This window comes from Bradyrhizobium cytisi (assembly GCF_008123515.1).
GTDB lineage: Bacteria > Pseudomonadota > Alphaproteobacteria > Rhizobiales > Xanthobacteraceae > Bradyrhizobium > Bradyrhizobium cytisi.
The window spans coordinates 33,348-56,740 of record NZ_VSSR01000038.1; the positions used below are offsets into that span (position 1 = coordinate 33,348).

The 23,393-nt window shown below is 63.4% G+C and carries 19 protein-coding genes and 1 pseudogene; 8 read left to right on the plus strand and 12 right to left on the minus strand.

Translation table 11 applies throughout. The features are described 5' to 3' along the window. Positions 1-110: 110 nt before the first annotated feature. Positions 111-1,385, plus strand: coding sequence for a lipase family protein (locus tag FXB38_RS22760; protein WP_210250942.1), 1,275 nt, complete (start codon positions 111-113; stop codon positions 1,383-1,385). On the opposite strand, the gene FXB38_RS22765 is transcribed toward FXB38_RS22760, so the two are convergent. The 5 genes from FXB38_RS22765 to FXB38_RS22785 form a co-directional block, all read right to left on the minus strand. Next, complete coding sequence (locus tag FXB38_RS22765; protein ID WP_148753205.1) at positions 1,382-2,473, minus strand: enolase C-terminal domain-like protein; 1,092 nt, start codon at positions 2,471-2,473, stop codon at positions 1,382-1,384. The genes FXB38_RS22760 and FXB38_RS22765 overlap by 4 nt on opposite strands. 81 nt (positions 2,474-2,554) lie before the next feature. Beyond that, positions 2,555-3,778 carry an ABC transporter substrate-binding protein gene (locus FXB38_RS22770; protein WP_187435076.1) on the minus strand — a complete coding sequence of 408 codons (1,224 nt, stop codon included), beginning with the start codon at positions 3,776-3,778 and terminating at the stop codon, positions 2,555-2,557. Between the two features lie 180 nt (positions 3,779-3,958). Next, complete coding sequence (locus tag FXB38_RS22775; protein ID WP_148753207.1) at positions 3,959-5,413, minus strand: FAD-dependent monooxygenase; 1,455 nt, start codon at positions 5,411-5,413, stop codon at positions 3,959-3,961. Positions 5,414-5,657: 244 nt separating this feature from the next. Beyond that, positions 5,658-6,590: an alpha/beta hydrolase gene (locus FXB38_RS22780; protein WP_148753270.1), complete on the minus strand. Its 933-nt coding sequence runs from the start codon at positions 6,588-6,590 to the stop codon at positions 5,658-5,660. A gap of 138 nt (positions 6,591-6,728) precedes the next feature. Then, positions 6,729-7,226 (minus strand): hypothetical protein, encoded by a 498-nt coding sequence (locus FXB38_RS22785; RefSeq protein ID WP_246230050.1) that lies wholly within the window; start codon positions 7,224-7,226, stop codon positions 6,729-6,731. A 323-nt stretch (positions 7,227-7,549) separates the two neighbouring features. On the opposite strand from FXB38_RS22785, the gene FXB38_RS22790 reads away from it, so the two are divergent. After that, positions 7,550-7,828: a hypothetical protein gene (locus tag FXB38_RS22790; RefSeq protein WP_148753208.1), complete on the plus strand. Its 279-nt coding sequence runs from the start codon at positions 7,550-7,552 to the stop codon at positions 7,826-7,828. A gap of 986 nt (positions 7,829-8,814) precedes the next feature. Here the strand turns inward: FXB38_RS22790 and FXB38_RS22795 are convergent. The 4 genes from FXB38_RS22795 to FXB38_RS22810 all read right to left on the minus strand — a co-directional run bounded on the left by FXB38_RS22795 (position 8,815) and on the right by FXB38_RS22810 (position 13,774). After that, positions 8,815-9,171 (minus strand): Mth938-like domain-containing protein, encoded by a 357-nt coding sequence (locus FXB38_RS22795; protein WP_148753209.1) that lies wholly within the window; start codon positions 9,169-9,171, stop codon positions 8,815-8,817. A gap of 124 nt (positions 9,172-9,295) precedes the next feature. Next, positions 9,296-10,483, minus strand: a complete 1,188-nt coding sequence (locus FXB38_RS22800) for a 6-phosphofructokinase (protein ID WP_148753210.1) — start codon at positions 10,481-10,483, stop codon at positions 9,296-9,298. Positions 10,484-10,532: 49 nt separating this feature from the next. After that, positions 10,533-11,684: a fructose-1,6-bisphosphatase gene (locus FXB38_RS22805; RefSeq protein ID WP_347340236.1), complete on the minus strand. Its 1,152-nt coding sequence runs from the start codon at positions 11,682-11,684 to the stop codon at positions 10,533-10,535. Positions 11,685-12,124: 440 nt separating this feature from the next. Continuing rightward, complete coding sequence (locus FXB38_RS22810; protein ID WP_148753212.1) at positions 12,125-13,774, minus strand: S53 family peptidase; 1,650 nt, start codon at positions 13,772-13,774, stop codon at positions 12,125-12,127. A gap of 392 nt (positions 13,775-14,166) precedes the next feature. On the opposite strand from FXB38_RS22810, the gene FXB38_RS42930 reads away from it, so the two are divergent. Next, positions 14,167-14,307, plus strand: coding sequence for a hypothetical protein (locus FXB38_RS42930; protein ID WP_187435070.1), 141 nt, complete (start codon positions 14,167-14,169; stop codon positions 14,305-14,307). Positions 14,308-14,328: 21 nt separating this feature from the next. Here the strand turns inward: FXB38_RS42930 and hydA are convergent, their stop codons facing one another. Further along, entirely contained in the window at positions 14,329-15,783 is a 1,455-nt protein-coding gene (gene hydA / locus FXB38_RS22815) for a dihydropyrimidinase (RefSeq protein ID WP_148753213.1), read from the minus strand. Positions 15,784-16,072: 289 nt separating this feature from the next. Between hydA and FXB38_RS22820 the strand changes: the two genes are divergently transcribed. The 4 genes from FXB38_RS22820 to FXB38_RS22835 all read left to right on the plus strand — a co-directional run bounded on the left by FXB38_RS22820 (position 16,073) and on the right by FXB38_RS22835 (position 18,960). After that, positions 16,073-17,134, plus strand: a complete 1,062-nt coding sequence (locus tag FXB38_RS22820) for an amidohydrolase family protein (RefSeq protein ID WP_148753214.1) — start codon at positions 16,073-16,075, stop codon at positions 17,132-17,134. A 14-nt stretch (positions 17,135-17,148) separates the two neighbouring features. After that, positions 17,149-18,261 carry an amidohydrolase family protein gene (locus FXB38_RS22825; protein WP_148753215.1) on the plus strand — a complete coding sequence of 371 codons (1,113 nt, stop codon included), beginning with the start codon at positions 17,149-17,151 and terminating at the stop codon, positions 18,259-18,261. Between the two features lie 5 nt (positions 18,262-18,266). Next, positions 18,267-18,680 carry a Rieske (2Fe-2S) protein gene (locus tag FXB38_RS22830; protein ID WP_148753216.1) on the plus strand — a complete coding sequence of 138 codons (414 nt, stop codon included), beginning with the start codon at positions 18,267-18,269 and terminating at the stop codon, positions 18,678-18,680. A gap of 73 nt (positions 18,681-18,753) precedes the next feature. Further along, positions 18,754-18,960 carry a hypothetical protein gene (locus tag FXB38_RS22835; protein WP_148753217.1) on the plus strand — a complete coding sequence of 69 codons (207 nt, stop codon included), beginning with the start codon at positions 18,754-18,756 and terminating at the stop codon, positions 18,958-18,960. A gap of 5 nt (positions 18,961-18,965) precedes the next feature. Here FXB38_RS22835 and FXB38_RS22840 read toward each other — a convergent pair whose 3' ends face one another. Next, positions 18,966-20,525: a flavin monoamine oxidase family protein gene (locus tag FXB38_RS22840; protein ID WP_148753218.1), complete on the minus strand. Its 1,560-nt coding sequence runs from the start codon at positions 20,523-20,525 to the stop codon at positions 18,966-18,968. 166 nt (positions 20,526-20,691) lie between these two features. Between FXB38_RS22840 and FXB38_RS22845 the strand changes: the two genes are divergently transcribed. Next, a complete protein-coding gene (locus tag FXB38_RS22845) occupies positions 20,692-22,389 on the plus strand; it encodes a S53 family peptidase (protein ID WP_148753219.1) in 1,698 nt (565 codons plus the stop codon). A 9-nt stretch (positions 22,390-22,398) separates the two neighbouring features. On the opposite strand, the pseudogene FXB38_RS22850 reads toward FXB38_RS22845, so the two are convergent. Continuing rightward, positions 22,399-23,239: pseudogene (locus FXB38_RS22850) on the minus strand (SDR family NAD(P)-dependent oxidoreductase). Positions 23,240-23,393: the final 154 nt, after the last annotated feature.

Sequence of the window (23,393 nt, forward strand, 5' to 3'; positions counted from 1 at the left end):
CCATGTGCGAAAAGACATGGACGTTGGCGCGACGGGCTCCATAATCGGCGCAGAAACAGGATTGCTGCGACAGCCAGCCAATCCAAAAGCGCCAGGGATGGAGAAGCCTGATGTCTGGAAGCCTGATGACAAGGTCGTTGATAGCGCTTGCCGTTGTCGTCGGCCTCGCGGCCTCGACGGCCCGCGCGGATTCGTTGTTGCCGGTCGGACCGAAGGAGGGCGACCAGGCCCTGTCGCCATTCTATCGCTGGTCCGAAACCTTGCCCGAGAGCCCCGGCGTGATGCTGCGCAAGGAGCCGATGCTCGCGCAGTCCGAGATCACAAGCGCAGCCCTCGCCGAACGCATTCTCTACACATCGAGCGATCTGCGCTGGCACGCCGGCATCGTACCGGTCAGCGGCACGCTTTATCTGCCCAAGGGCGAGCCGCCGGCCGGAGGCTGGCCCTTGGTCGCGTGGGCGCACGGCACGCTCGGCATTTCAGATGCATGTGCGCCTTCCTGGACCGGTCACAAGCCGCGCGATGCCACCTACATCCAGCGCTGGCTGGAGAACGGCTTCGCGGTCGTCGCCACCGATTATCAAGGACTCGGCGGACCTGGTCCGCATCCGTATTTGATCTGGCAGGCGGAAGGCCGCTCGGTGCTCGACGGCGTGCGTGCCGCGCTCTCAGCGTATCGGGACAGGCTCGCGTCAAAAGTCTTCGTCACCGGGCAGTCGCAGGGCTCGGGTGCCGCCATGGGCGCGACCGTGATTGCGGAGAGCTACGCGCCGGAGGTGCCACTCGTCGCCACCGTCGCGACGGGGCTCGTTTCGACCTTCCCGGACGGTCCTTACAAGCCGCCGCAGACCACCTCGATCGGTTCACCGATCTACACGTCGCTCATGCTGCTGGGCGGTTCGCTGCCCGACGGCGCACCCTCCGCTGATGATCTCGTCTCCGAAAAGGGCAAGCCGATCCTGAAGGCGGCGCGCGAGAGCTGCACCACCGAGATGCGCAATGTGGCACGTAGGGACGACATCACTGTCGACAACGTCTATGTCGAACCGATCGACAAGGTGCTGACGCGGTTGACTGCGGTCACGGACATGAAGGCGGTGCGGCTCAAGGTGCCGTTGCTGCTCGGCACCGGCCTTGCCGATTCCACGCTGGTCCCGACCCGGCAATATGCGGAAGTCGCGGCCCTCTGCGCCGCTGGAAACGAATTGGTCTGGAAGACCTATCCCGGCGCCACGCATAATGGTGGCCTGAACGCCGCTTTTCCGGATGCGCTGGCCTTTTTCCGCGGCATGCTCGCTGGCCAGAAGCCGCAGAGCAATTGCGCCGAGATCACGGAGCCCGGCGCGCCCGGTGAAGTCGCGCAAGGGGTAGCCTTCAACGACTAGCCGACCAGATATTTCCTCACCGCCGCCTCGTCCCATTCGATCCCGTTGCCGGGCTCCTCGCCCGGCAACGCAAAGCCGTCCTTGATCTTGAGCCGTGTCGCCAGCACCGCGTCGGCCCAGTCGACATATTCCAGCCAATGCGCGGTCGGCGTCACGCAGAGCACGTGCGCGCTGACCTCCGAGAACAGATGGGTTGACATCTCGATGCCGGCGGCGTGCGCGAGCGCGGCGGCGCGCAGCCAGCCGGAGACGCCGCCGATGCGCTGCACGTCGGGCATCACGTAGTCGCAGGCCTCCGCTGACAGTGCGGCCTGCATCGAAAACGCGCTGTCGAAATTCTCACCGATCTGGACCGGTGTGCGCAGCGCGTCCGCAATGCGGGCGCAGCCCTCATAGTCGTCATGGCGGATCGGCTCCTCGATCCAGGTCAGGCCTTCATCGTCGAGCATCTCGCCGCGGCGAATGGCTTCGGTCACCGTCAGTGCCTGGTTGTAGTCGCACATCAGCGTGACTTCGTCGCCAACCGCCTTGCGCACTGCGCGCACGACGGCGAGGTCGTCCCGCGCATCGGGCCGGCCGACGCGGATTTTTGCGGCATGAAAACCCTCGGCCAGCAGCTTGTGGGCTTCCTCCACCGCGGCGCCCGCCGGCATGATGCCGAGCCCCTTCGAATTGTAGGCCTTCACCGGTTTCGGCGCGCCGCCGAGCAGGCGGGCTAGCGGCAGGCCGCGCGCGCGGGCCAGCGCGTCCCACGCCGCCATGTCGATGCCGGATTGCGCCAGCCGTTGCAGCCCGGCGAGCCCGAGCAGCGTGAAACGCTGGGTCAGCTTGCGCTCGATCTCGAACGGCAGCAGCTCGTCGCCGGCGAGCAGCTCCGACATTTCCGTGACCATCGCGGTCAGCGGCTTCAGGGCCGACGGCGTGATCGAGAACAGATAGGCGTGCCCCACCGCCCCCTGGTCCGTCTCGCAGTCGATCAGCACCAGCGGCGCTTTCCCGACCGCGCCGGTCGAGGTCTTGAGCGGCAAATTCATCGGCACGATCACGGGGCGCGCGTTGAAGCGCTTGATGCGGATGGTCTCGGTCATGGGATCTCCCGGCGGAGCGAATGCAGGTTCAAGCCCGATCTTAAACATTCGCCATGAAACGAAAAGATGGCCTGAGTCCGCTCACCGCCCCGCACCTTCTGAAAACGCCGTCTCGATCACCGCGCCGAAGGGCTGCCAGGAGCGGCCGTCGAACTGGACCAGCCGCATCTGCTTGATCGGCAGATAGCTGTCGGGCGACGTATTCATCCCGATATTGGGCAGCGCGACGGAGGGGTGATAATCCTGCAGCGACGCTGCCTGGCGCATGATGTTCTCGCGCGAAAGGTCGTCGCCGCATTGCTTCAGCACCTGCGTCAGCGCCTCGGCCGCGGCATAGCCATAGAGTGCGGCACTGTTGTTCGTGCTTTCGACGTGATGATATTTATCCATGAAGGCGAACCAGTCCTTCATGGCGGGATCGTCTTTCCATGCCGGATCGCTCGGATCCTTCAGAAAAGCCGTCGAGATCACCCCGGCCGAATTCTGCAGGCCGGCAGGCGCCATCGCGTTGGCGATCGAGGCGGAGGCATCGTTCACGATCACGACCGGGTGCCAGTTGAGCGAGGCGGCCAGCTTGATCACCTGGGCCGCCGTCGACGGCACGCCGAGAAAGACGAAAACATCGGCACCCGCGCGCTTGAGGATCGAGACGTGCCCTTCGAGATGCTCATCTGAGATGTCGAAGGCGATGTCGACGAGGATCAGGCGGTTCAGGTTGCCAAGACCTTCCTCGATACCCTTGAGGAGCGCGCGTCCGAACTGGTCGTTCTGCCACAGCACCACGATCTTGCGATGCGGATAATAGGCCTGGATGTAGTTGGCGTAGATGCGCCCTTCCGACCGGAACGGCGGCTGCCAGCCCATGGTCCAGGGAAACGCCTTGGCCTGGCTCAGCTCCTCGTCGCCGGAGGCGACGAACAGCTGCGGGACCTTCTTCTCGTTCAGGTACCAGCGCGTGGCGAGATTGCCGGGCGTGCCGAATGATCCGAACATCAGGTGCACGTCGTCCTTCTCGACGAGATTGCGAGTCAGATCGAGCGCGACCGTGGGATCGGAATTGTCGTCGCGGCTGATGAAGCGGACCTTGCGGCCGTTGATCCCGCCATGATCGTTGACCATGTCGAAATAGGCGGCCTCCGCCTGGCCGATCGCGCCGAATTCCGAGAGCGGTCCCGAATACGGCATGAGATTGCCGATGCGGATTTCGCTGTCGGAAGTGGGCTGATCCGAACGCTGCTCCGACATCGCCCCGAGCGAGGCGAGAGCGACGATCAAAACGAACAGCAGCCTGCCGGTGACGCGCATGCTCGACACCTTGTCGTTGTTGGCCCCCAACGAACTCGGCTCGTTCTGCACCCAAGGGAGTTGATTTACGTCAAGCGTTTGGCAATCCTGTGGCTGGGCGGCGCGATAGAAGCGGCAGGCGTGCTGACGCGCTGCACTTGCCTAGCCGTCCTTAGTCGCCCGCAACGCGGCCATGGCGGCCTAATCTCCGAACCAGGTCGCGAGAGCCTCCACGAGACCTTCGCATTTGCCCGTGCTGATCCAGGCGACATGTCCGTCGGGCCGGACGAGAACGGCGGCAGGGGTCGGAACGACACCGATCACCGGCATCTCGCAGATGCCCGCGAACGTCGCGCTGACTTGCCTGACGCGTTCGTCCCATCGCTCGGGGACAGCGCAGCCGGGCGGGCCGAGATTGAGCAAGAGCGGCCGCGCATCTCGCATCAGCTCGAATACGCGCGTCGGGCCATCAGCGGTGACAAGGTCCAGGTCGGGCATGCGTCTGCCGAGCAGAGGGTGGCATCCTTCCTCGCCATAGCGGATGTCGAGGCCCGACACCTTGGCGGAATACCATCTCCTCGGCTCATCCATCTTCATAGTGTTGGCGACGAACCCGCGGAGCGCCGTGGTGTGCTCGTCGCCACGGTTGAGAGCGGTGAGCGCCAGCGTCAACTCGAGCAGCGCGGCCCCAACCGGTTGCCGCTCCGCGTGATAGGTGTCGAGCAGGGCATCGGGTGAGATCCCCTTCACGACCTGGGCGAGCTTCCACCCGAGATTCACGGCATCCTGCAGCCCGACGTTCAGGCCCTGTCCTCCCACGGGGGAGTGGATGTGCGCGGCATCGCCCGCGAGCAGGACGCGGCTCTTCCGATACGCTTCCGCTTGCCGCGCAGCGTCCGTGAACCGCGACATCCACGTGACCTCATGGATGCCCAGATCCGATCCGTAGGCGGTTTGGAGCGCTGCCCTGAGATCTGCTTCGGTGGGGCTGCCGCCCCGCTCGAGCCGCTGCTCCGTCACGATGCCGCGCACGCGCGGGCCGCTGTCCAGCCGTCCCAGGGCATACAGCCCCCGGTTCCCGTAGCGGATGCCAAGCGGCGGCTCGTCCGTCATGTCGGCTTCGAAGATGAGATAGCTCGCCTGTGGCTCGGATCCGGGAAATCCGATGCCCGCGGTCTTGCGCACGAGGCTGCGGCCGCCGTCGCAGCCGACGAGATAGCGTGAACCGAGCCTGCGCCCGTCCGTCAGGTGAACGTCGACCCGCTCCGTGGTTTCGACAAAGGTCGCCATCTCGCAGCCTCGATAGAAGGTCACGGCGAGTTCAGAGACCCAGTCGGCGAGACCGCGCTCGATTTTTTCCTGCCAGAGCCCGAGCGTGTAGTTGTGGCGGCTAGGCCGGTCGCGGGCCTCGAGGACGATGCCGGCGAGCGCGACGGCGTAGTGCTTGGTCCCTTGCGGCAGGAACCTTTCCGCTATGCCCCGCTGATCGAGAAGCTCGATCGCCCGTGGATGCAGACCGCTCGCGCGCGAGCCCTCCACGTCCTGGTTCGGACGCTTCTCGACGATCGCGGCGTTCACGCCGGCCACGGCCAGCTCCCCAGCCAGCATCAATCCAGTTGGACCGCCGCCGACGATGATCACGTCATGTTCCGTCATGTGCCACCCCTGACTCGGTAGGAGGCCTGACTTCTACGGGGGAGGCGGGGTCTTGAAGCAAGAGCATTGTGCTCCACATATATGAACTGAAAGCAGCGCATGGCCTGGCACGCGCCTTCGCCCGCTGCATCGCTCCCGATAGTATTGCGCTTCTCTGGCGTCGTGCCGCCCCGACACAGGCGGCGTGAGTCCATCATCGTCCGGCATATTGGCTTGGCGACGAATTCGGGCGTCCCGCTGATGCTTACGGCAGCCCGCGCGCCTCCAGCTGATGCACCAGCAGCAGCGTCGGCTCGGCGAGGCTGTCACCGGAGCCGTCCAGCCCAAATGCGGCAGCGATGCCGTCGCGGCTGCGCAGCAGCGTGGTGCGCGGGCAGTGGCCGGCGCCGCACAGCGTCTTCTTCAGGGTCTCGCCCTGCGCGACCAGGTTCGCGGGATCGTTGGCGGCCCAGGCCAGCACGATCGGCGCATCGACATTGAGGATGCCGGGAAACACCGAGCGCTTGTCATATTGAGCGGCGTCAGTGCCGAAATACGCCTTCTCGCTGTCGCTGGCGTCCTTGCCGGCGCGGTAGATACCGGATACCAGCACGACCGCCGCGACATCGGCGCGGTCGGCCTGGAGCTCGGGATGCGCCAGCAGGCTAGCGACATGGAAGGCGCCGGCGCCGTAGCCGACCGCGACGATCTCGCGGGCGTCGCCGTTGAACAGGTCGATATTGCCGTGGATCCAGGACAGCGCCGCTGCGACATCGGTCGCGCCCATCGGCCAGGTCGCGGCGGGCGCCAGGCGGTAGTTCACGCGCACCCCGATCATCCCGTTGCGCGCGGCAAAGCACATCGCCTCGTCCTGGATGTCGCGGGACAGGTCCGGAGCGCCGCGGTCACCGGTAAACGTGTCGCCCGCCACGAACAGCAGCACCGGTCGCGGCGTATCCGCCTTGGTGGTCTCGCTGATCGCGACGTCGAGCACATTGGCCCCGCCGTCGCCATAGCGCAGGCCGCGCGAGAAGGTGACCTGCTCGCACAGGCGCGCGACGCCGCCGGCGGTCGTGTCGTTATCGGTGAGGCCGACCGGCACGAGATCGGACGGCGCGGTCAGTCGCGCCGGCAACGGGCCATGTGCGGAGGCCGCTGTCACGCTCAGAACAAGCAAAAATGCGAGACAATTCTTCATCATCGTGGTGCCGGCCTTGAGCGCTTCGGTTTGGTGCGCCGATTTGGCCTGTCTTTTCAATTCGCCTTGCTACTTGGTCTTGTCAGTTCATCTTGCGGCGATTTCACGGCACCGTTGGTTCGCCCCGTCACGCCTTGTTCAATCGGCCGACTGGAACGTGCAATCCGCCCCGCTGCCGTCCTTCTGCCTGACGGCATTGGGGTCGATCGTGCAGCTCAGCTTGCTCAGGCTCTCGAAATTCGATCCCGCCGCACCGTCGGGCGGAATGCCGGCCAGCGCCTCGGTCGCGAAAATCTCGTTGGCCGTGGAGCCGTTCACGGTCTTGACCTTCTTGCCGAACGAGACCTCGCAGTTGCGCAAGGTGATGTCGACATTGCTGGTGCGGCAGACGATCCTGTCCGCGGTCACGACGATCGGCTTCTTGTAGGGAATATCGGCGTTGACGGCGAACAGCATCGCAACCGCCTTCTTCTCGGCGCCCGACAGGATCGGCGACAGCGGCGCGATCACCCCCGCCAGCGCCAGCGCCGTGGAGCCGGAGATTTTCGAAGGCGTGGCGCCGGATGCGCCCGCGACAGGGAACGCACCGGCCACGAGGATTGCACCGGCGCGGCAGGCGGACATCGTGAGTTTCATGGGCGTTTTTCCTCTCCGGTCACGGCTTTGCCGCCAAATGACAGTCGCAGCCTATGACAGATTTCCCATTAGGGGGAGGGCTATAGTCTTAGTCCCGGGAGAGTTGAACGCGACGAGGTCACTTGTTGAATAAGAACGTGTACTCATGAGGGCACGGACGGAAGGCCGCTTCCGAGAGCGCAGCGGGCCAATTGTGCTCGAATTGAATTCTTCGGCCTTTGACCCGAAACAGAGGTTTCCTGATGCAACGCCGAAAATGTTAGGAGATGCTGAATACGCTCTCAGAGCAACTCGGGCGACCCGGCACTTGATAGGGCAAAGTTATGACCGAAACCGAAAAGAAGCTTCTGATCGCGCTCGTAGCCATGGTTCACCAACATCAGTACGAGTACGAGGATGACGTTGACACTCTCGCGGAGAGCGCCGGACAACTTGCAATTCAGGCACTCGCGGACTTTGGACTGATGGAAATTGTGGACACCCGCTTTGGGCGCTGGACGGAAGCGGGTAGGAAGTTCTCCGAAGAAATCGGGTATGTGAAGCACAAGACAGCCTATCCAGGTTCGATCAGATTGACCGGAAGGTCTGAGCCAGAAAAATGAAAGCCCGATGTCCGGTTGTGGCCCAACGCTTCCGTTGACGCCGTACAGCTACACGTCGGTTCATTGGGGCAGACCTGAACTTGGTAGCCGAGCGCCAAGCCGACGCTTTTGACCCGTTGCAGACATCCGCCGGAAACGATGTGATTTGAACTATGTTCTTTAATCAGAGCGAAAGGGTGCCTACGTTGTTGTCGTAGTAGCCCACTATCGAGGCGCGCGAGTTATGCCGAAATGGCTTGTCGTAATCGTTGGCCTTGTCACCGCCGCGTCCTGCATTCCTGAAGTGCGCAACCGGGTGATATATTCGCTTAAGAGGCACCCTGCGCTCGTCGGTCCCGCTTTGACGTTGCTGGCAATAGCGGCAGTCTTGTATCTATTTATCGATCCTATCTCGGTCCTGTTTGTCGCGGTGATTGCACTCGTCGCCGGTCTGGCTGCACTCTTTGACCCAAAGACATACTCCCGAAGGCCACCAGCTTAGATCAGGTGAGGAGAACCTACCGATTATGAGCGAAAATCTTGATATATCTGAGCGATGTGCTCAGATTTCTCGGACAGCGGATGACACGACGCTCCGGTCGATATTTGCCCGGATGTCTCAGCTGTATCGTCAGTTGCATGAGGAAGAGGAGAAGCTTGCTGACTGGAAGAGGCAGCAAGACCCTTCGTCAACATTAGAATTCATTTTTAAGAAGCCGTGAGATCTGTCCGGATGTGAGGTCTCCTTGTGGCCCAAATGCGAAGTGCCGACCGCACCGAGCAATGTCTGAGTTCGGAGCCGAAGCGGAAAACATCTGCTCGCGCAGAGTTCTTCGCATCTTGACCCAAAGCCGACTCCCGTGTCCCGCGTGATCCCGTCAGTGGTCAGGATCTCTTGCGGACCTGGACGATGGTGGGCTTCCGCCACCGGTCATCACGTACGACCGTGCGGCGAATCGATCTTCTCAATGCGCTCTCGGGCTTCATGCGCCGCAGCCGGCCCGGTTTCAGCAGGTAATGTGAAAAAGGCCGATCTTCTTTGCGCGCGAGTCGTTGAACGTATGAATCGCCTTGGGGGTCGGCTCCAGCAGGACCTTGCAACCCTTTCTCGCAAAATACGTCTCAGCTTCCGGCGATAGGTGCACATTGCCCATCTGGCCCGAGCCAAGAATCAGCTGCTCGCATCCGTCCTCATAGAGGAACTTCGCTTCGTCTTTCGAGAGGACATGCGAGGTGCCGTAGTACTTCTTCGACAGTTTTTTCTTCCGCCTTGCCACTTCACCGGAGAGACGAATGATCACGTCGTGTTCATAGGTCTTTCCGTCAATCGTGATGGTGCCGAATGTCGTGCGTTCGATCTCCATGGCCTGACTCCTTCATGATCTCGGCACGAGGTCCTGACTCCGCGTCGGCAGACCCATCTGGCCGGGCAGCACTTCCGAGGCTGCCCCATACGAGACGTTCTTGGGGTTGCCACCTGCCACCCCCCTATGACGCGCGGTTGAGAAAGATCGGCAGCCCCCGCTTGTTGGCGTAGATGGGGCGGTAGCGCTCCGTGTTGTACGTGCTGGCGACGTCCAATTTGCGGGGGCCGAGCTTGGCGTCAGGGATGGGCACCAGGTCGTAGCGGCCCTCTACCAGCGCCGACATAAGGCCGGTCTTGCCTTCCAGGATGGCATCGTATGCCATGTTACCGAAAGTCAGGGCCACAAGCTTGTCGATAAAGTCCGGATCGCCCGATCGCAGGTCGTAGGTGAGATCAGAGACGATGGTCTCCTCGCCGGCGCGCAGCTTGATCTCGTCGGCAAGCACTTCGGCCACGCTCGTCCTCTTTCGGTGACCGTAGGCGTCAGGCTCGCCGTATTCCTGCAGCCTGAAGCCCTCCCACTCGGCACCTTCGCTGAGAACGATCAGCGCGTAGTTGCTTGGGTTCGCACGCTTCTCCTCGATGAGCAGTTGGATCAGTTTGTCGAGGTTGACCTTGTACTCCGGTATGACGCACCGTATCGAGGTCACGTACGCGGTGTAGAGAGCTGTAAATCCGGCATCGCGACCAAAGATGCGGAAAATGCCAATTCGCTCGTGTGAGCCGACAGTGGTGCGCTGCCGCTGGATTGCATCGCTGGCGCGGGTGATCGCGGTCGAGAAGCCGATGCAGTATTCGGTGTTGCGGACGTCGTTATCCATCGTCTTCGGGATGGCGATAATCTTGACGCCGAGCCCGTTGAGCTTGTCCGCATAGCTGAGTGTGTCGTCGCCGCCGATGGCGATGAGGTGCTCGATGCCCAGCCTGGAGAGGTTCGCCAATACCTGGCCGGTGAGATCCCAAGTCTTGGTTGCGATGCCGCTCTTGGTACTCTCCGAGACTGGAAGGTCTTCGCCAGCGAGATGATCGGGCAGTTTCTTCATTTTGGAGGGATTGGTGCGGCTCGAGTGCAGCACGGTGCCGCCGCGTCGGTCGATGATGCGCGTGTTTTCGCGGTTGAGCGGGATAAGGTAGTGCGATTTGCTGGCGGGGGCGTCGAGGTCAAGGTGCGTGAGGGCTTCCCAACCGCGGCGCAGACCGACGACCTCAATGTCGTCCTCGCTGCCGCGATAGGTCACGGTCTTGATGATCGCGTTGAGGCCGGGGACGTCGCCACCGCCAGTGAGAATGCCTATGCGTTTCCTCGCCACACCTACCTCCCAGTATTGGCATGTCAATAGCGCCCGCGTCGCACGTTCTCTACTCGGCCGCTTCCGGTTTGCGCTCCCCGCGCAGCCGAAAACGCTTCAGCAGTGCGGACACGGTGTCGCGGAAGCCGCCATACTCCAGCTCGGAATAGGGCAGCATCGCGGCGCCAGACCAGCCTTGGCTGCGCATCTCGATTGCCTTGCGCTGGGCGCGCCGGCGGACCTCGTCCCACGCCGGGTTGTCGAAGAAATCGGTATAGGACTCCGAAAAACGGCCGTTCTTGTCGATCGAAAAGCCAGCGCAGGAGACAATTGGCAGGCAGTACATGCCTGTCACCGGTGTATTAAGTGGCACCGGCATGAGCGGCATCACGTGCGAGCCGCGCGCATCGCCGCCTACGAAGTGCGCCTTCGCGAACGGCGAGACGATTTCTTCCGGCGCTGGGAAAATCCCTTGGTTCCTGACGATCGCGACCGGATCGTCCTTGCCGGTGTACTTGCCTGCGATCGAGTGAAGACGCTGCGCCGAAACAGCGACGGCAACCTCGTCATACGTTCGGGAAACGATGCGATCGATCCCAAAGCGCTCATTGTCGCGGAGCAGCGCGGCAATGTGGTAGCCGTCCGCGGGCGCGTCGAGTTCGATCACGCTGTCGCCAGCCGTGTGGTCCATGTCGATGACATGAAAACGGAAACCCTTGATCATCGGAGGCAGCATCAGCCCGGCGCAGTACATGGGATCGGCAAAGGTGAGGTAGAGCGGCAGGTTGTAGGCGCCGGGGCCGCACTTGTCGGCGGCGAACACCATGAAGGACTCCGCGGGCCTCGAACCCGAGAGGCTGTGTTCGAAGCTGAGCTCCGCGACGCCCGGTCCGGCGCCGCGAACGTTTCCGGAAGGCGCGTCGACCAGAAGATCCTGGCCGGCGCCGTAGAGGCCAGAGTTTTTCGCAACCGCCGTGGCCGCAAGAAACGCCTTCCAGGCGAATTGATGTACCTCAGAGCTCCCCTCGCCCCGTGTGTGCGTCATGATGATCGCAATGTCGTCGCCGGTGTGGCAGATGAAACCGTCGATCAAGAGACCATTGCAGATCGCCTTCGCGACCTCGCCCTCGACAGCCGCCATCATGCGTGTAGACGGTTTCGTGTGCCCGCCGACGGAGCCAACGTCAGCCTTGATGACTGAAAGGGTGAGTCTCATGAGCATTCCCTCCGATCAGCGCAGCTCCGCGCCTCGGCGGTTGCTGCGCCGGGGCGACGGCGCTGCTCACTCGCGGAAAAGAACGTCTGATGTTCCGTTACGTTCCATACTGCCTTTCTTTCTCGAAAAGCTCGGGCTCATTCGGGTAGCCGGCATCATCGATCCACCGCAAATGTCCCGCTAGAAGCGATGCGCCCTCATTGGCTGCGGTGCACGAGTCCGGTGTTGGCCCGCAACGGACCTCCCGGCATCTCTGCTATTGCGCCGCTGTTGGGAGACAACGGGACACCAACGGTGATCTGCGCCGATTGCTTTCGTTTTTCACTCCCATTCTGGCGCCTGCAAGACGCGACCGGCCGCGTCGGACGGACGCGGCCGGGTGTCTCTGTCGGGTGTCCCTGTCTCGCACAGGCGGATGATCGCCCGCCTGTGCAAGCGCGGATCGGCTAGCTGGCCGGGCCGCCCTGAAGCGCTACGAGAAGCTTGCCGCCATCCGGCACGCCCCAGCCGGTGCAGGCGTCCCATCCCGGGCCCGCCTTGTACTGTCCGCCGAGCAGACCGCCGGTGTCATTGTTGCCGACCGTGATGTCGCGCAGCACGCCGGCCGGGCCGAATTTGGAATAGAGCAGGGCGTTGAAATTGCCGGATCGTGCGCCGAGCGCGGCGTTGATCCGTGCGATCAGGCTTGCCCAGAGCGGTGCGGAGGCGCTGGTGCCGCCGACAATGCCGAGCTTGCCGCCCGACATCGTCAGATAGCCCGTTGCCGGATCGGCATTGGCCGCAACGTCCGGAATTGCACGTCCGGCAAAATGCCTGGGATTGATCGACTTCGGCACGATGCCTTTCTGCCAGGCCGGGGCCGGCGTGATGTCGCTGACACCACCGCCGGTGCCGCTTCCCGGTCCGTCATTCCAGACCGCCTCGGTGATCTGCACCTGCTTCCTGGCGTTCGCACGCGCGTGCAAGGTCGTTCCGCCCACCGCGAGGACGTAAGGACTGGTCGCGGGGAAGTTCACGTGCGCCCGGCCGTCCTGCATCTGTGCTTCCGAGCCGTCGTCGCCGGTGGACACGCAGAACGTGATGCCGAGATGGGCCGCCGCGAGGAAGCTATGGTTGCAATGGTCGATCGCAGCCGGTGACCAGATCACGCCGCTGTTGTTGAAGGCCTGGTTCTCGTCCCAGCCCCAGCTGATCGAGACGACGGAGGGGTCGTTGACGGAGTCGCTGACGACCTTGGCGAGGCAATCGACCAGACCCTTCTCGTCGAAGGTCGAGAAATAGGTGGCGATCTTGGCGCCGCCGCCGAGCGCGCCGGCGACATCGACGTCCAGCATCACCTCGCCGGTCGATTCCGGGTCGTCGGCCGGATTGGTCGAGACACCGTCGACCGCGATGACGGCGACCTCCGGCGCGGGAACGCCGATCTTGCTGAAATAGGCCGCGACATCGGGGGTCTCCACGCCGCCGCCGAATTCGAGCAGGCCGATGCATTGCTTGCTCGCGTCGATCTGGGGGAATTTGTAGATGGCGCCGAGCTCGGTCGGAACGAACCAGTGCCGCACCGAGCTTGCGAAATCCGGCGCCGCGGCGCGTGCCGAATGGCGCGAGCGCCTGAGCACACGGTGGTTGTTCAACCCGAACACGCCGGTGATGGCATCGCCGACCTCGGCCGGGATGTGCACCGGGCCGGTGCGGGCGTGGAAGTCGCCGAGATGCGGATGCGAATAATCGAACAGCGTGACGCCGAAGGCGTCGCTGACGTCGTCGACCGTGCCTGCGATTCCGAGCCGTGCGGCGGCGGGCTCGTTGCGGGTCACGACGAGCTTGTGCGCCTTGGCAAAATCCTCGATCGACTTGATGGCCTTGGGATCGGAGCCGTATTGGCTCTCGAGCTTGTCGCGCGTCATGTATTTGCGCGCCTTGGGGAGCTTGTCGTCCAGATCGGACAGATCAGGCAGATCGGCGGATCGCTTGACGCCGAGCGTCAGCTCGATCCAGCGCTGGCCGTTGGTGCGGCGCATCGCCTTCGAGCCTGTCGGCAGTTGATGGACAGAGTTGGGAAGTTCGACCATGTGGGGTGTTGCACTAGGGGACATAGTATTTCCTCCTTGTACGGGGTTGGCGCGCTGGAAAGCTGGAATTGCGATGGTGGGTGCTGTTTGTCCGAAACTGTTCAGGTGTTCGAAAATCAATTGTGGTGTGCCGGCAAGAAAATTGCCGATACGTCAGTGAACCAAACCTAAAATAGAAAAATGCCGGCAATGCATCCTAACAGCGGGGTGCCGCTGCGGCAAAGCCGATCACGCCGCGCGCCTCTCACAATCGCGTCAAAGCTTTGTCACGCGCGGCTGCGCCTCATGCCGAGGCCAGCGTTCTACTGTGCATGGGGTTGTTTTTGCGTTTTTGTGTCCCTCGCATTTCCGTGATGGAACCTAATGGCGGCTGAAGCGACTTATCCATGACGCGGGACGTAACATGCGAGGCCGTCATGGCAGAGAAGCATACCGCCGACCCGGCAGAGATCATGCGGGCAACTGGTCATCCTGAGCTGGAATATGCCGCCGGCTGGACCATCGCCGGTCTCATCACCATCGGCACCATCGTCGCCGCCTGGGTATTCGCGATCTAGGCATCGCGTGTTGTGGCGCAGCTACGGCGTCACCGCACCGCGTGCGACCGCGCGCGGGGCGGTCAGCTCCTTCCAGGTGGAATTCGCCACATGCACCGGTGAGAACGCCGGACGCTCGACATAGTGCCCGTCGCCCGCCTCGGCGCGGAGATCGCCATCCTTCCACACGATACGACCGCGCGAGAGCGTCGCGGCGGGCCCGCCGGCGCAGGCAAAGCCTTCGAACACATTGTAGTCGATCCGGCTCATCTGCCGCTTCGCGCTGATGGTCTTCGTCGCCTTGGGATCCCACACCACGATGTCGGCGTCTGAGCCGACGGCGACCGCGCCCTTGCGCGGATAGATGTTGAGGATGCGGGCGATATTCGCCGAGGTCACCGCGACGAATTCCTCCTTGGTCAGCCGCCCCGTCGCGACGCCCGCGGTCCATAGCAGCGCGAGGCGATCTTCCAGGCCGCCGGTGCCGTTCGGGATCTTTCTGAAGTCTCCGAGGCCGAACCGCTTCTGCTCGGTGGTGAAGGCACAATGGTCGGTCGCGACCACCTGCAGCGAGCCGGACTGCAGGCCAGCCCAAAGACTATCCTGATGCGACTTGTCGCGGAACGGCGGCGACATCACGCGCTGCGCGGAATAATTCCAGTCCTTGCTCTGATATTCACGCTCATCGAGCAGCAGGTGCTGGATCAGCGGCTCGCCATAGACGCGTTTTCCCGCGGCCCGCGCTCGCGCGATCGCCTGATGCGCCTCGCGGCAGCTGGTGTGGACGATATAGACCGGCGTGCCGGTCATGTCCGCGATCATGATGGCGCGGTTGGTGGCTTCGCCCTCGACCTCCGGCGGTCGTGAATAGGCGTGGCCCTCGGGGCCGGTGACGCCACGCGCGATCAGCGCCTCCTGCATCAGGGCAACGACGTCACCATTCTCCGCGTGCACGACCGGCATCGCGCCGAGATGGGCGCAGCGCGCGAACGAGTTGTAGAGCTCATCGTCGTTCACCATCAACGCGCCCTTGTAGGCCATGAAGTGCTTGAAGGTGTTGATGCCGTAGGTTTTGACCACGGTTGCCATCTCGTCATGGATCTGCTTCGACCATGACGTCACCGCCATGTGGAAGCCGTAGTCGGTCGCCGCCTTCTCGGATTTGTGGCGCCATTCCTGATAGGCCGCGAGCATCGACTGGCCGGGATCGGGCAGGCAGAAATCCACCACCATGGTGGTGCCGCCGCTCAGCGCCGCTTTGGTGCCGGACTCGAAATCATCCGCGGTAACCGTGCCCATGAACGGCATTTCGAGATGGGTGTGCGGATCGATCCCGCCCGGAATGACATAGGCGCCGCCGGCATCGATGATCTCCGCCCCCGTTGGCGCCGCGATCGCTGCGTCGACCGCGACGATGGTGTCGCCCTCGATCAACACGTCCGCACGGCGCGAATGATCATGATTGACGACAGTGCCGCCGCGGATGAGGAGGGACATGGGAACTCCGGAAGAGCAAAGAGGACGGTACGCAGCCGAAGCTAAGCGTGTCGGCTGCGATGCGATAGACGAAATTTTAATCAGCCGCCGATCCCGCCACCGAGACCGCGATTGCGCTGGATGCATCGGCCCGACCTGATATCGCGCCTGCGAAATGCAACCGAGCCATGACGGATCGCGCTGGTCTGCGCCCTTGCGCGTCGGCATAGGCCGGCGCACTCTGTGTGGGCGGCGCACAAAGAACGCCGCCAATAAGGCGTACGTACAAGATCTTGGCGAGGAAGCATCCATGTCGGTGACGCGGATCGACTGCGACATCCACCCGGCGGTTGGTGGCACGCGCACGACGCTGCTTCCTTATCTCAGTGATCACTGGAAAGAGCAGGTGGTGAGCCGTGCTATCGACGGCCTCGACCTCACCTCCTATCCGCCGAGCATGCCGTTTTCTGGCCGCGCCGACTGGCGGCCGGCCAATGGCACGAAGCCGGGCTCTGATCTGGCGATGGTGCAGAAGGGCGCCTTCGACCAATTGGGCGCGAGCCATGCGATCCTCAACGTGCTCTACGGCGCGCAAGCCGTGTTCGATTCCTACATGGCGGCGGACTTCTGCAAGGCGATCAACGACTGGATTGCCGCCGAATGGCTATCGCGTGACCCGCGCCTGCGCGCCTCCATCGTGGTGCCGATGCAGGCGCCGGATCTCGCCATCGAAGAGATCGAGCGCCGCGCGAGCGACAATCGCTTCGTCTCCATCCTGGTGCTGGCGCAGGGCGAGACGCTGCTGGGGCGACGGCATTTCTGGCCGGTCTACCAGCTCGCCGAAAAGCACAAGCTGCCGCTCGCGATCCATGCCGGCACGCAATATCGGCAGGCGCCAAGCTCGGCTGGCTGGCCGTCGCACCGCTACGAATATTACTTCGTCGAAGCGCAGGCGTTTCAGGCGCAGATTCTGAGCTTGATCTATGAGGGCGTGTTCGGCAAATATCCGGACCTCAAGGTCGTGCTGATGGAATCCGGCGTGAGCTGGCTGCCGGCCTTCATGTGGCGCGCCAACAAGACCTGGCGCGGCGTGCGCGTCGAGGTGCCCTGGGTCGGGCGCGAGCCCGCCGCGATCGTCCGCGACAATTTTCGCGTCACCATGCAGCCGTTCGATGCGCCGGGCGATGCCAAAAGCGTCGAGGAGATCATCGACCAGATCGGCTCCGACAAGATGTTCCTGTTCGCGTCCGACTATCCACACTGGCAGTTCGACGGCGACGATCCGATACCGCCGAACCTGCCGAAGAGCATCATCGCAAAGATGTGCGTCGATAATCCGCTGGAGACATTTCCGCGGTTGTCGATCAACTAATCCTGGAGGTTCGCATGAGTGAAGTCATCGACCGTCCGCTGCGTGACGACGAGAAGCCCGCCGCGAGCCGGCTGCGCATCGTCGATTGCGACGTGCACCCGAGCCTGCATTCGCTCGACGACCTCAACGAGTTCTTGCCGAAACGCTGGCAGCGGCATCTGAAGGAATATGGCAGCCATCTGCGCACGCCCTATCTGTTTACGACCCCCTATCCGCGGTCCTCGCCAATGATCGCGCGGCGCGATGCCTGGCCGCCGACCGGAGGGCCGCCCGGCTCCGACCTTGCTTTCATGCAGAAGCAGCATCTCGATCCGCTCGATGTCGAGTTCGGGATCTTGCAGGTGCTCGATCTCTTCATCTTCTCGCAGCAGAACTTGGAATTCGGCGCGGCGATCCAGCGCGCCATCAACGATTGGCAGCTGGCGTTCTGGTCGCACAGGGATCCGCGCCTGAAGGCTTCGATCCTGGTCGGGCAGGACGGCACGGATCTCGCGATCGCCGAGATCGAGCGCTGCGCCAGAAGCGGCGAGTACATCCAGATCAACGTCTCGCCGCGCGCCAACGAGCCGCTCGGCCGCCGCCGCTACTGGCCGATCTATGAGCGCGCGCAGGCGCTGGACCTGCCGCTCGGCATCCATGTCGGCGGCTATGGCGGCCACGCGCCGACAGGCGGCGGCTGGCCGTCCTATTATGTCGAGGAGCACCAGTCCAACGCGCACACCATCGCGGCGCAGCTTGCCAGCCTTGTCATTGAGGGTGTGCTGGAGCGGTTTCCAAAGCTGAAGATCGTCTTCATCGAGGGCGGCTTCGGCTGGATCCCGTCGGCGGTGTGGCGGATGGATCAGCATTTCGAGCGGTTCCGCAGCGAGGTGCCGCATCTCAAGCGCAAGCCGTCGGAATACGTCCGCGAGCACTTCTGGTTCACGACCCAGCCGATCGACGAGCCCGATGAGGCGCGGTATCTGCGCTCGCTGATCGAATGGGTCGGCGTCGATCGCCTCCTGTTCTCGTCGGACTATCCGCACTGGGATTTCGACGATCCGCGCTTCGCCTTCAAGACACCGCTGACGGAGGCCGAGCGGACAAAGATCTTCAGCACCAATGCGCGTGCGGTCTACAAGTTCTGATCAACATGGCCCGTCACATTGTCGCGCGAACGACCGAGATCCCGCCCGGCGGCAACAAGGTCGTCGACGTCGCGGGCCGCGATATCGTCGTGTTCCATGTCAATGGCGAGTTCTTTGCGCTGCTGAACCGCTGTCCGCATGAAGGCGCACCGCTGGAGAAGGCCGCTTGCGTGGCGCGGCTGACCTCGCCTGAGCCCGGCGTCTATGAGCGCTCTCGGGTCGGGGAGATGCTGCGCTGTCCCTGGCACGGCTGGGAATTCGACATGCGCAACGGCCAGTCCTGGTTCGATCCGAAGCGCGTCAGGATCCGGTCATATCCGGTCGCGGTGGAACGCGGCGACGAATTGCAGAAAGGCCCGTATGTCGCCGAGACGTTTCCGGTGCATGTCGAGGATAGTTATGTGATTGTCGAGGTCTGAGCCGGCATTGCCGATTGAGATTCCACCGCAGGTGCGATATGGCTCTCGCGCTTTCTAAAGGCGGAGACGAGCTTTGTCGAAACAATCCCTGCGTGAGGAGGCCGAGCGCCTGATCCGCGAGTCGATGGAAAAGAAGACCATCGTCGTCAAGCACGGCACGACCCGCATCGAGGCCGTCTGCGGCAAGTGCGGCGCGCCGAACCGGGTTCAGGCGGAAAAAGGCCAGAGCCGCGTCAAGTTCGCCTGCAAGAATTGCGGGCACCAGCAAGAGACGCTGTAAAGCGCTCAGGCCGACCGGCGCCGGCCGGCGCGTTTGGTCGCCCTCAGGATCGCCGACCCTGCCTTCAGGCCGGACTGCAACGCGCCCTCCATGTAGCCGTAATAGGCAAAGCAGGTGTGCTCGCCGGCAAAATACATCCGCTTGTGAAATGCGCTGTTGAGCAGCGGCCCGGCGCGCGTGACTTCGCCGGGCGCGGGACAGGAATAGCCGGCACCGGTCCAGGGATCGGCGGGCCACGCAATGAAGTCCGGCGGCTGGGACAGATTGTCTTCATAGCCGCGATAGACCTGGCCGATCCGCGACGCATAAAAGGCATCGACGGCGGTCTTGCCGCCGCGCTCCCATTGTCGAATGGCCTGCTGCGCCGGTTTGCTGCCGGCGAACAGGCTGAGCTCGACCTCGCGGCCGCGCGGCGCGATCTGATTGTCGGTGCCTTCCCATGTGACGCCAAAGCGGCTCGAGGTCGCGGCCGGCGCCAGCCCATGGTCGATCCAGAAACGTCGCTTGACCGGACTGAGGTATTTCACGGCCGTCCCCATCGAGATGTAATGGTCGGGCGTGAGTTGCGGCGTGATCTCGATCTTGGCAAAGCGTCCGCCCGGCCACAGGCTCGGCGGAATCGCAAGCACGACGTAATCGGCGAGATGGGAAGCAGCCCCCTCCGGCGTGATCGTCACGCCCTCCTTGTCGATGTCGATCGCGACGACGGGCGAGGACAGATGGACCACTCCTCCGACCCTCCTGATTTCCTCGGCAAGGTGCTCGGCCAGCGACTGATTGCCCTCCGAGCAGCGTAGCGTCTCGGTCTGGGTGAAGTAGGCGGCCGGGTGTCCCTTGAGTGCGCCGCCATGGACCACCGCGAAATTGGCGAGCAGGCTTTGTCGCTCGACGGGCTGGCCCGCGTCGTTGCTGAACTGCTCCTTCATTGCGAGCCTGGCGAGACGCGAGCTAGGTTCGTCCCGAATCCAGTCCGCCATGGATTGCCGGTCCAGCGCGTCGGCGTCGGACGTGAGCCAGGGCGCATGCTTGTGCACGTGCCGCGCGCGCCTTGCCATCCGCCCGAAGGCCGCCTCCATCTGCTCGAACAGGGTCTGGAGCGCGAACGGGTTCGAGATCTTTCGACCGTCGAGATAGATCGGCATATCGAGATCGAGCGCGTCGAAATTCGAGTCCAGCGTGAACAGCGAGAGTCCCAGCCGGAACTGGCGCGCCAGGGCCAGCCACAGCGGATGATTGTAGCCGATCAGCTCGCCGCCCGCTTCGACCACGCCGCTCGACTTGTTCTTGCTCCAGACACGGCCGCCGACGCGTTCGCGCGCCTCGAAAATCGTCACGTCGCAGCAATGAGCGAGCGTGTAGCCGGCCATCAGGCCGCCGAGTCCCGCTCCGACGATCGTGACACGCGGCCGTCGTACCGCCCGCGCAGGGCGTGGCATGTCGCGGGGAGGTGTGGCCGCCGTGACGACCATTGCGTTGGCGAGGGTCGAGCTGACGAGCTTCTGACGGTCGAAGCCGATGAACTTCCTGCCGTAACGGCGATTGAGCCGTGCGAAAATCGAGCGCATGATCGAAATCCTCGGATTGAAATCAAAAATCGAAAAACAATCTCGGACGGTCGAGGACCGGTCCCAAGCGAGCGGCGAAAGTCGCCCGGCGGGCCTCAGATTTGACGGGTCCGGGGATCGACGATAACCTGCAACCTTTGGTCGTGTCGAGGGCGGGGGCCCGGCTATGGCATCAAAGGCTAAGGCGCGTACCGGCCGCAGGGCGGCCACCAATCGCAAGGCAGCAAAGCGTGACGACAAGACCGGATCGGCAGGCGCGGCAAAGCGCCCTGTCGTTGTGTCCGGCAGCGCGCGCCCACCCACGGCGGGGGCCAGGCGTCTGCGCGACGAGAATCCGCGTCAGCACGTCGAGATCACGCTGACATTGCGTGGACCCAAGTTGCCGGACGCCGACAAGCTCGGAGGTCGAGCGATGTCGCGAGCCCGGTTCAGGGCACGGTACAGCGCCTCGAAGAGCGACGCCGACAAGGTGTCACAGGTTCTGCGCAAATTCGGCCTCAAGGTCGTGGATGTGTCGCTTGAGACGCGCAGCATGCGCGTGAGCGGGACTGTCGCGCAGATGGAGAAGGCGTTTCAGCCGCGCCTCGGCGTCTATTGGAGCGAGGATCAGGGGCAATTCCGCGATCGGGAGGACGACTACAAGATTCCCGCTTCGCTGAAGAAGATCGTCACTGCGTTGATCGGATTCGGCCAGCGGCGTGTCATGTGGCGGAGCAGGGCGAGGATCGGTGCCGGCTTGACGCCGCTCAGCCCATCTTCCCTGGAAGCGCTGTATCATTTTCCGCCCGGGGACGGCGCCGGACAGAAGATCGCAATTGCCGAGTTCGGTGGCGGCTATTTTGCCGGGGACCTCGCACTCCACTGCAAGACATTCGGTCGCAAGAGGCCCAAGGTTGAGATCGTCTCGATCAACTGGCCGGTACGCAACCGCAGGCAAATCGAGCAATTGCCAAAGGACGATCGTCAGGACGCACTCGACGATACCGGCGAAGTGATGATGGACGTCGAGGTGGCTGCAGGCCTGGCTCCCGGTGCCAAGCTGTCCGTCTATTTTGCGACTTTCGATCAGAAAGGCTGGGTCGATTTATTGAACCGCGTCATCAAGGACAGGCCGGTGGCACTGTCGGTGAGCTGGGGGTCCGCAGAGGATTCCAGTGATTGGTCGCCCGCGGCACGTACGGCCATCAACGAGCGGCTCCAGGCGGCTGCCGCGCTGGGCATCACGATCTGCGGCGCCTCGGGCGACGATGGCGCCGGCGACGAGGAGACGGACGGCGCTGCCCATGTGGACTTTCCGAGCTGCAGCCCGTTCGTTCTCGCGGTCGGCGGCACGATGATCATGCGGCTCGGCGGTGAGGTCACGGAGCAAGTGTGGTGGGAGACGCCGGGGCGGCGCATGAAAGCGGGAGGAGGGGCAACGGGTGGAGGCGTCAGTGAGGTATTTCGTCGTCCTGCGTGGCAGCGCGGAATCGATATTGCTTCCCTGAACGGCTCCGGTCATTGGGGGCGCATCGTGCCTGATCTTGCGGCGCTTGCCGGCCCACCCGGCTACGCGATGATCTTCCGCGGCAAGCCGGATTATGGCGGCGGGACCAGCGCGTCTGCGCCGCTCCTGGCTGCGCTCATCGCGCGCGTCAATGCGCTTCTGCCGTCGGAGAAGCGGCAGCGCTTCCTCGCTCCATTGCTCTATCGCAAATCGCCGCTTGGCCGGCCGATAGGAGATCTTGTCTGCTACGACATCACCATCGGCCACAACGCGTCCAAGCCAAAGCCCGGCGTCGGATACGAAGCGCGGCGCGGGTTCGATGCGGTGTCCGGCTGGGGCGCGCCGATCGGCACCGCGCTCCTGCTTGCGCTGAGCTGATCGTCTCGGTTAGCTCCGATCGACGAACTTCTTGAACGCATCCGCGTAATCCGGATGCCAGCGCGACAGCGGCGGCCGGTTCTCGACGATATCGCCGGCGGCCCAGAGCAGGCGCTTCTCGTCGAGCGCGCGCGGCACGTCGTTGTCCGGGCAGAGGATGTAGAAGTCGCCGGCCTCGAGTCGCGCAAGCATGAAATCGACCGTCTGCTCCGGTGTCCACGCGCCGGCCGGCTTTTCGGTGCGGCCCTTGGCGGTGAGCCCGGTGAACACGAAGCCGGGAATGATGCGCGGTGACGTGGCAATCCCTGGTGTTGCGCAGCTCATGCTGGAGCGCTTCGGTAAACGCCTTCACGCCGGCCTTGGAGACGTTGTAGGCGGGATCGCCGGGCGGGGTGGTGATGCCCTGCTTGGAGCCGGTGTTGATGATCAGCCCGGCCTTGCCGCGCGCGATCATGTTGGGCGCGAAGATGCGCGCGCCGTTGATGATGCCCCACATGTTGACGCCAATGATGCGCTGCCAATTGTCTGATACGCCGAACAATGTGCTGCCCGGCTGGATGCCGGCATTGTTCATCAGCAGGTCCGTGCCGCCGAAATGCGCGCCCACGGCGCGTTCCAGTTCCGTCACGCTTTCGACCCGGCTGACGTCGACAACTGATGTCATCACATTTGTGGCAGCCGTAACGGATGACAGTTTTGTTGCGGCCTCTGCCAGCCGTCCCTCGTCGACGTCGGCGATGCACACCTTCATCCCGGCGCGCGCAAACGCTGTTGCCGCCGCAAGACCGATGCCGGAGGCACCCCCGGTGATCACGGCGACATTGCCCTTGGCGATGACAGGATGCGGCATGGCTATTCTCCGGGAAGGGACGTTGCGCTCGGTCGAGCTATAACATGGCGCTCGCGCGACCCTGCACAAGTCGGCATGGCAGGGCTTCGTTCTACGCCGACTTTACGCCCTTCCGGCGCCGCTGTATTCTGTTTGACCTAACGATCCCGCCCAG

Bases quoted from the DNA above. Each gene is read 5' to 3' on its own strand.
- FXB38_RS22760 (WP_210250942.1), top strand. From the start codon at position 111: ATGTCTGGAAGCCTGATGACAAGGTCGTTGATAGCGCTTGCCGTTGTC.
- FXB38_RS22765 (WP_148753205.1), bottom strand. From the start codon at position 2,473: ATGACCGAGACCATCCGCATCAAGCGCTTCAACGCGCGCCCCGTGATC.
- FXB38_RS22770 (WP_187435076.1), bottom strand. From the start codon at position 3,778: ATGCGCGTCACCGGCAGGCTGCTGTTCGTTTTGATCGTCGCTCTCGCC.
- FXB38_RS22775 (WP_148753207.1), bottom strand. From the start codon at position 5,413: ATGACGGAACATGACGTGATCATCGTCGGCGGCGGTCCAACTGGATTG.
- FXB38_RS22780 (WP_148753270.1), bottom strand. From the start codon at position 6,590: ATGAAGAATTGTCTCGCATTTTTGCTTGTTCTGAGCGTGACAGCGGCC.
- FXB38_RS22785 (WP_246230050.1), bottom strand. From the start codon at position 7,226: ATGAAACTCACGATGTCCGCCTGCCGCGCCGGTGCAATCCTCGTGGCC.
- FXB38_RS22790 (WP_148753208.1), top strand. From the start codon at position 7,550: ATGACCGAAACCGAAAAGAAGCTTCTGATCGCGCTCGTAGCCATGGTT.
- FXB38_RS22795 (WP_148753209.1), bottom strand. From the start codon at position 9,171: ATGGAGATCGAACGCACGACATTCGGCACCATCACGATTGACGGAAAG.
- FXB38_RS22805 (WP_347340236.1), bottom strand. From the start codon at position 11,684: ATGCTCATGAGACTCACCCTTTCAGTCATCAAGGCTGACGTTGGCTCC.
- FXB38_RS22810 (WP_148753212.1), bottom strand. From the start codon at position 13,774: ATGTCCCCTAGTGCAACACCCCACATGGTCGAACTTCCCAACTCTGTC.
- FXB38_RS42930 (WP_187435070.1), top strand. From the start codon at position 14,167: ATGGCAGAGAAGCATACCGCCGACCCGGCAGAGATCATGCGGGCAACT.
- hydA (WP_148753213.1), bottom strand. From the start codon at position 15,783: ATGTCCCTCCTCATCCGCGGCGGCACTGTCGTCAATCATGATCATTCG.
- FXB38_RS22820 (WP_148753214.1), top strand. From the start codon at position 16,073: ATGTCGGTGACGCGGATCGACTGCGACATCCACCCGGCGGTTGGTGGC.
- FXB38_RS22825 (WP_148753215.1), top strand. From the start codon at position 17,149: ATGAGTGAAGTCATCGACCGTCCGCTGCGTGACGACGAGAAGCCCGCC.
- FXB38_RS22830 (WP_148753216.1), top strand. From the start codon at position 18,267: ATGGCCCGTCACATTGTCGCGCGAACGACCGAGATCCCGCCCGGCGGC.
- FXB38_RS22840 (WP_148753218.1), bottom strand. From the start codon at position 20,525: ATGCGCTCGATTTTCGCACGGCTCAATCGCCGTTACGGCAGGAAGTTC.
- FXB38_RS22845 (WP_148753219.1), top strand. From the start codon at position 20,692: ATGGCATCAAAGGCTAAGGCGCGTACCGGCCGCAGGGCGGCCACCAAT.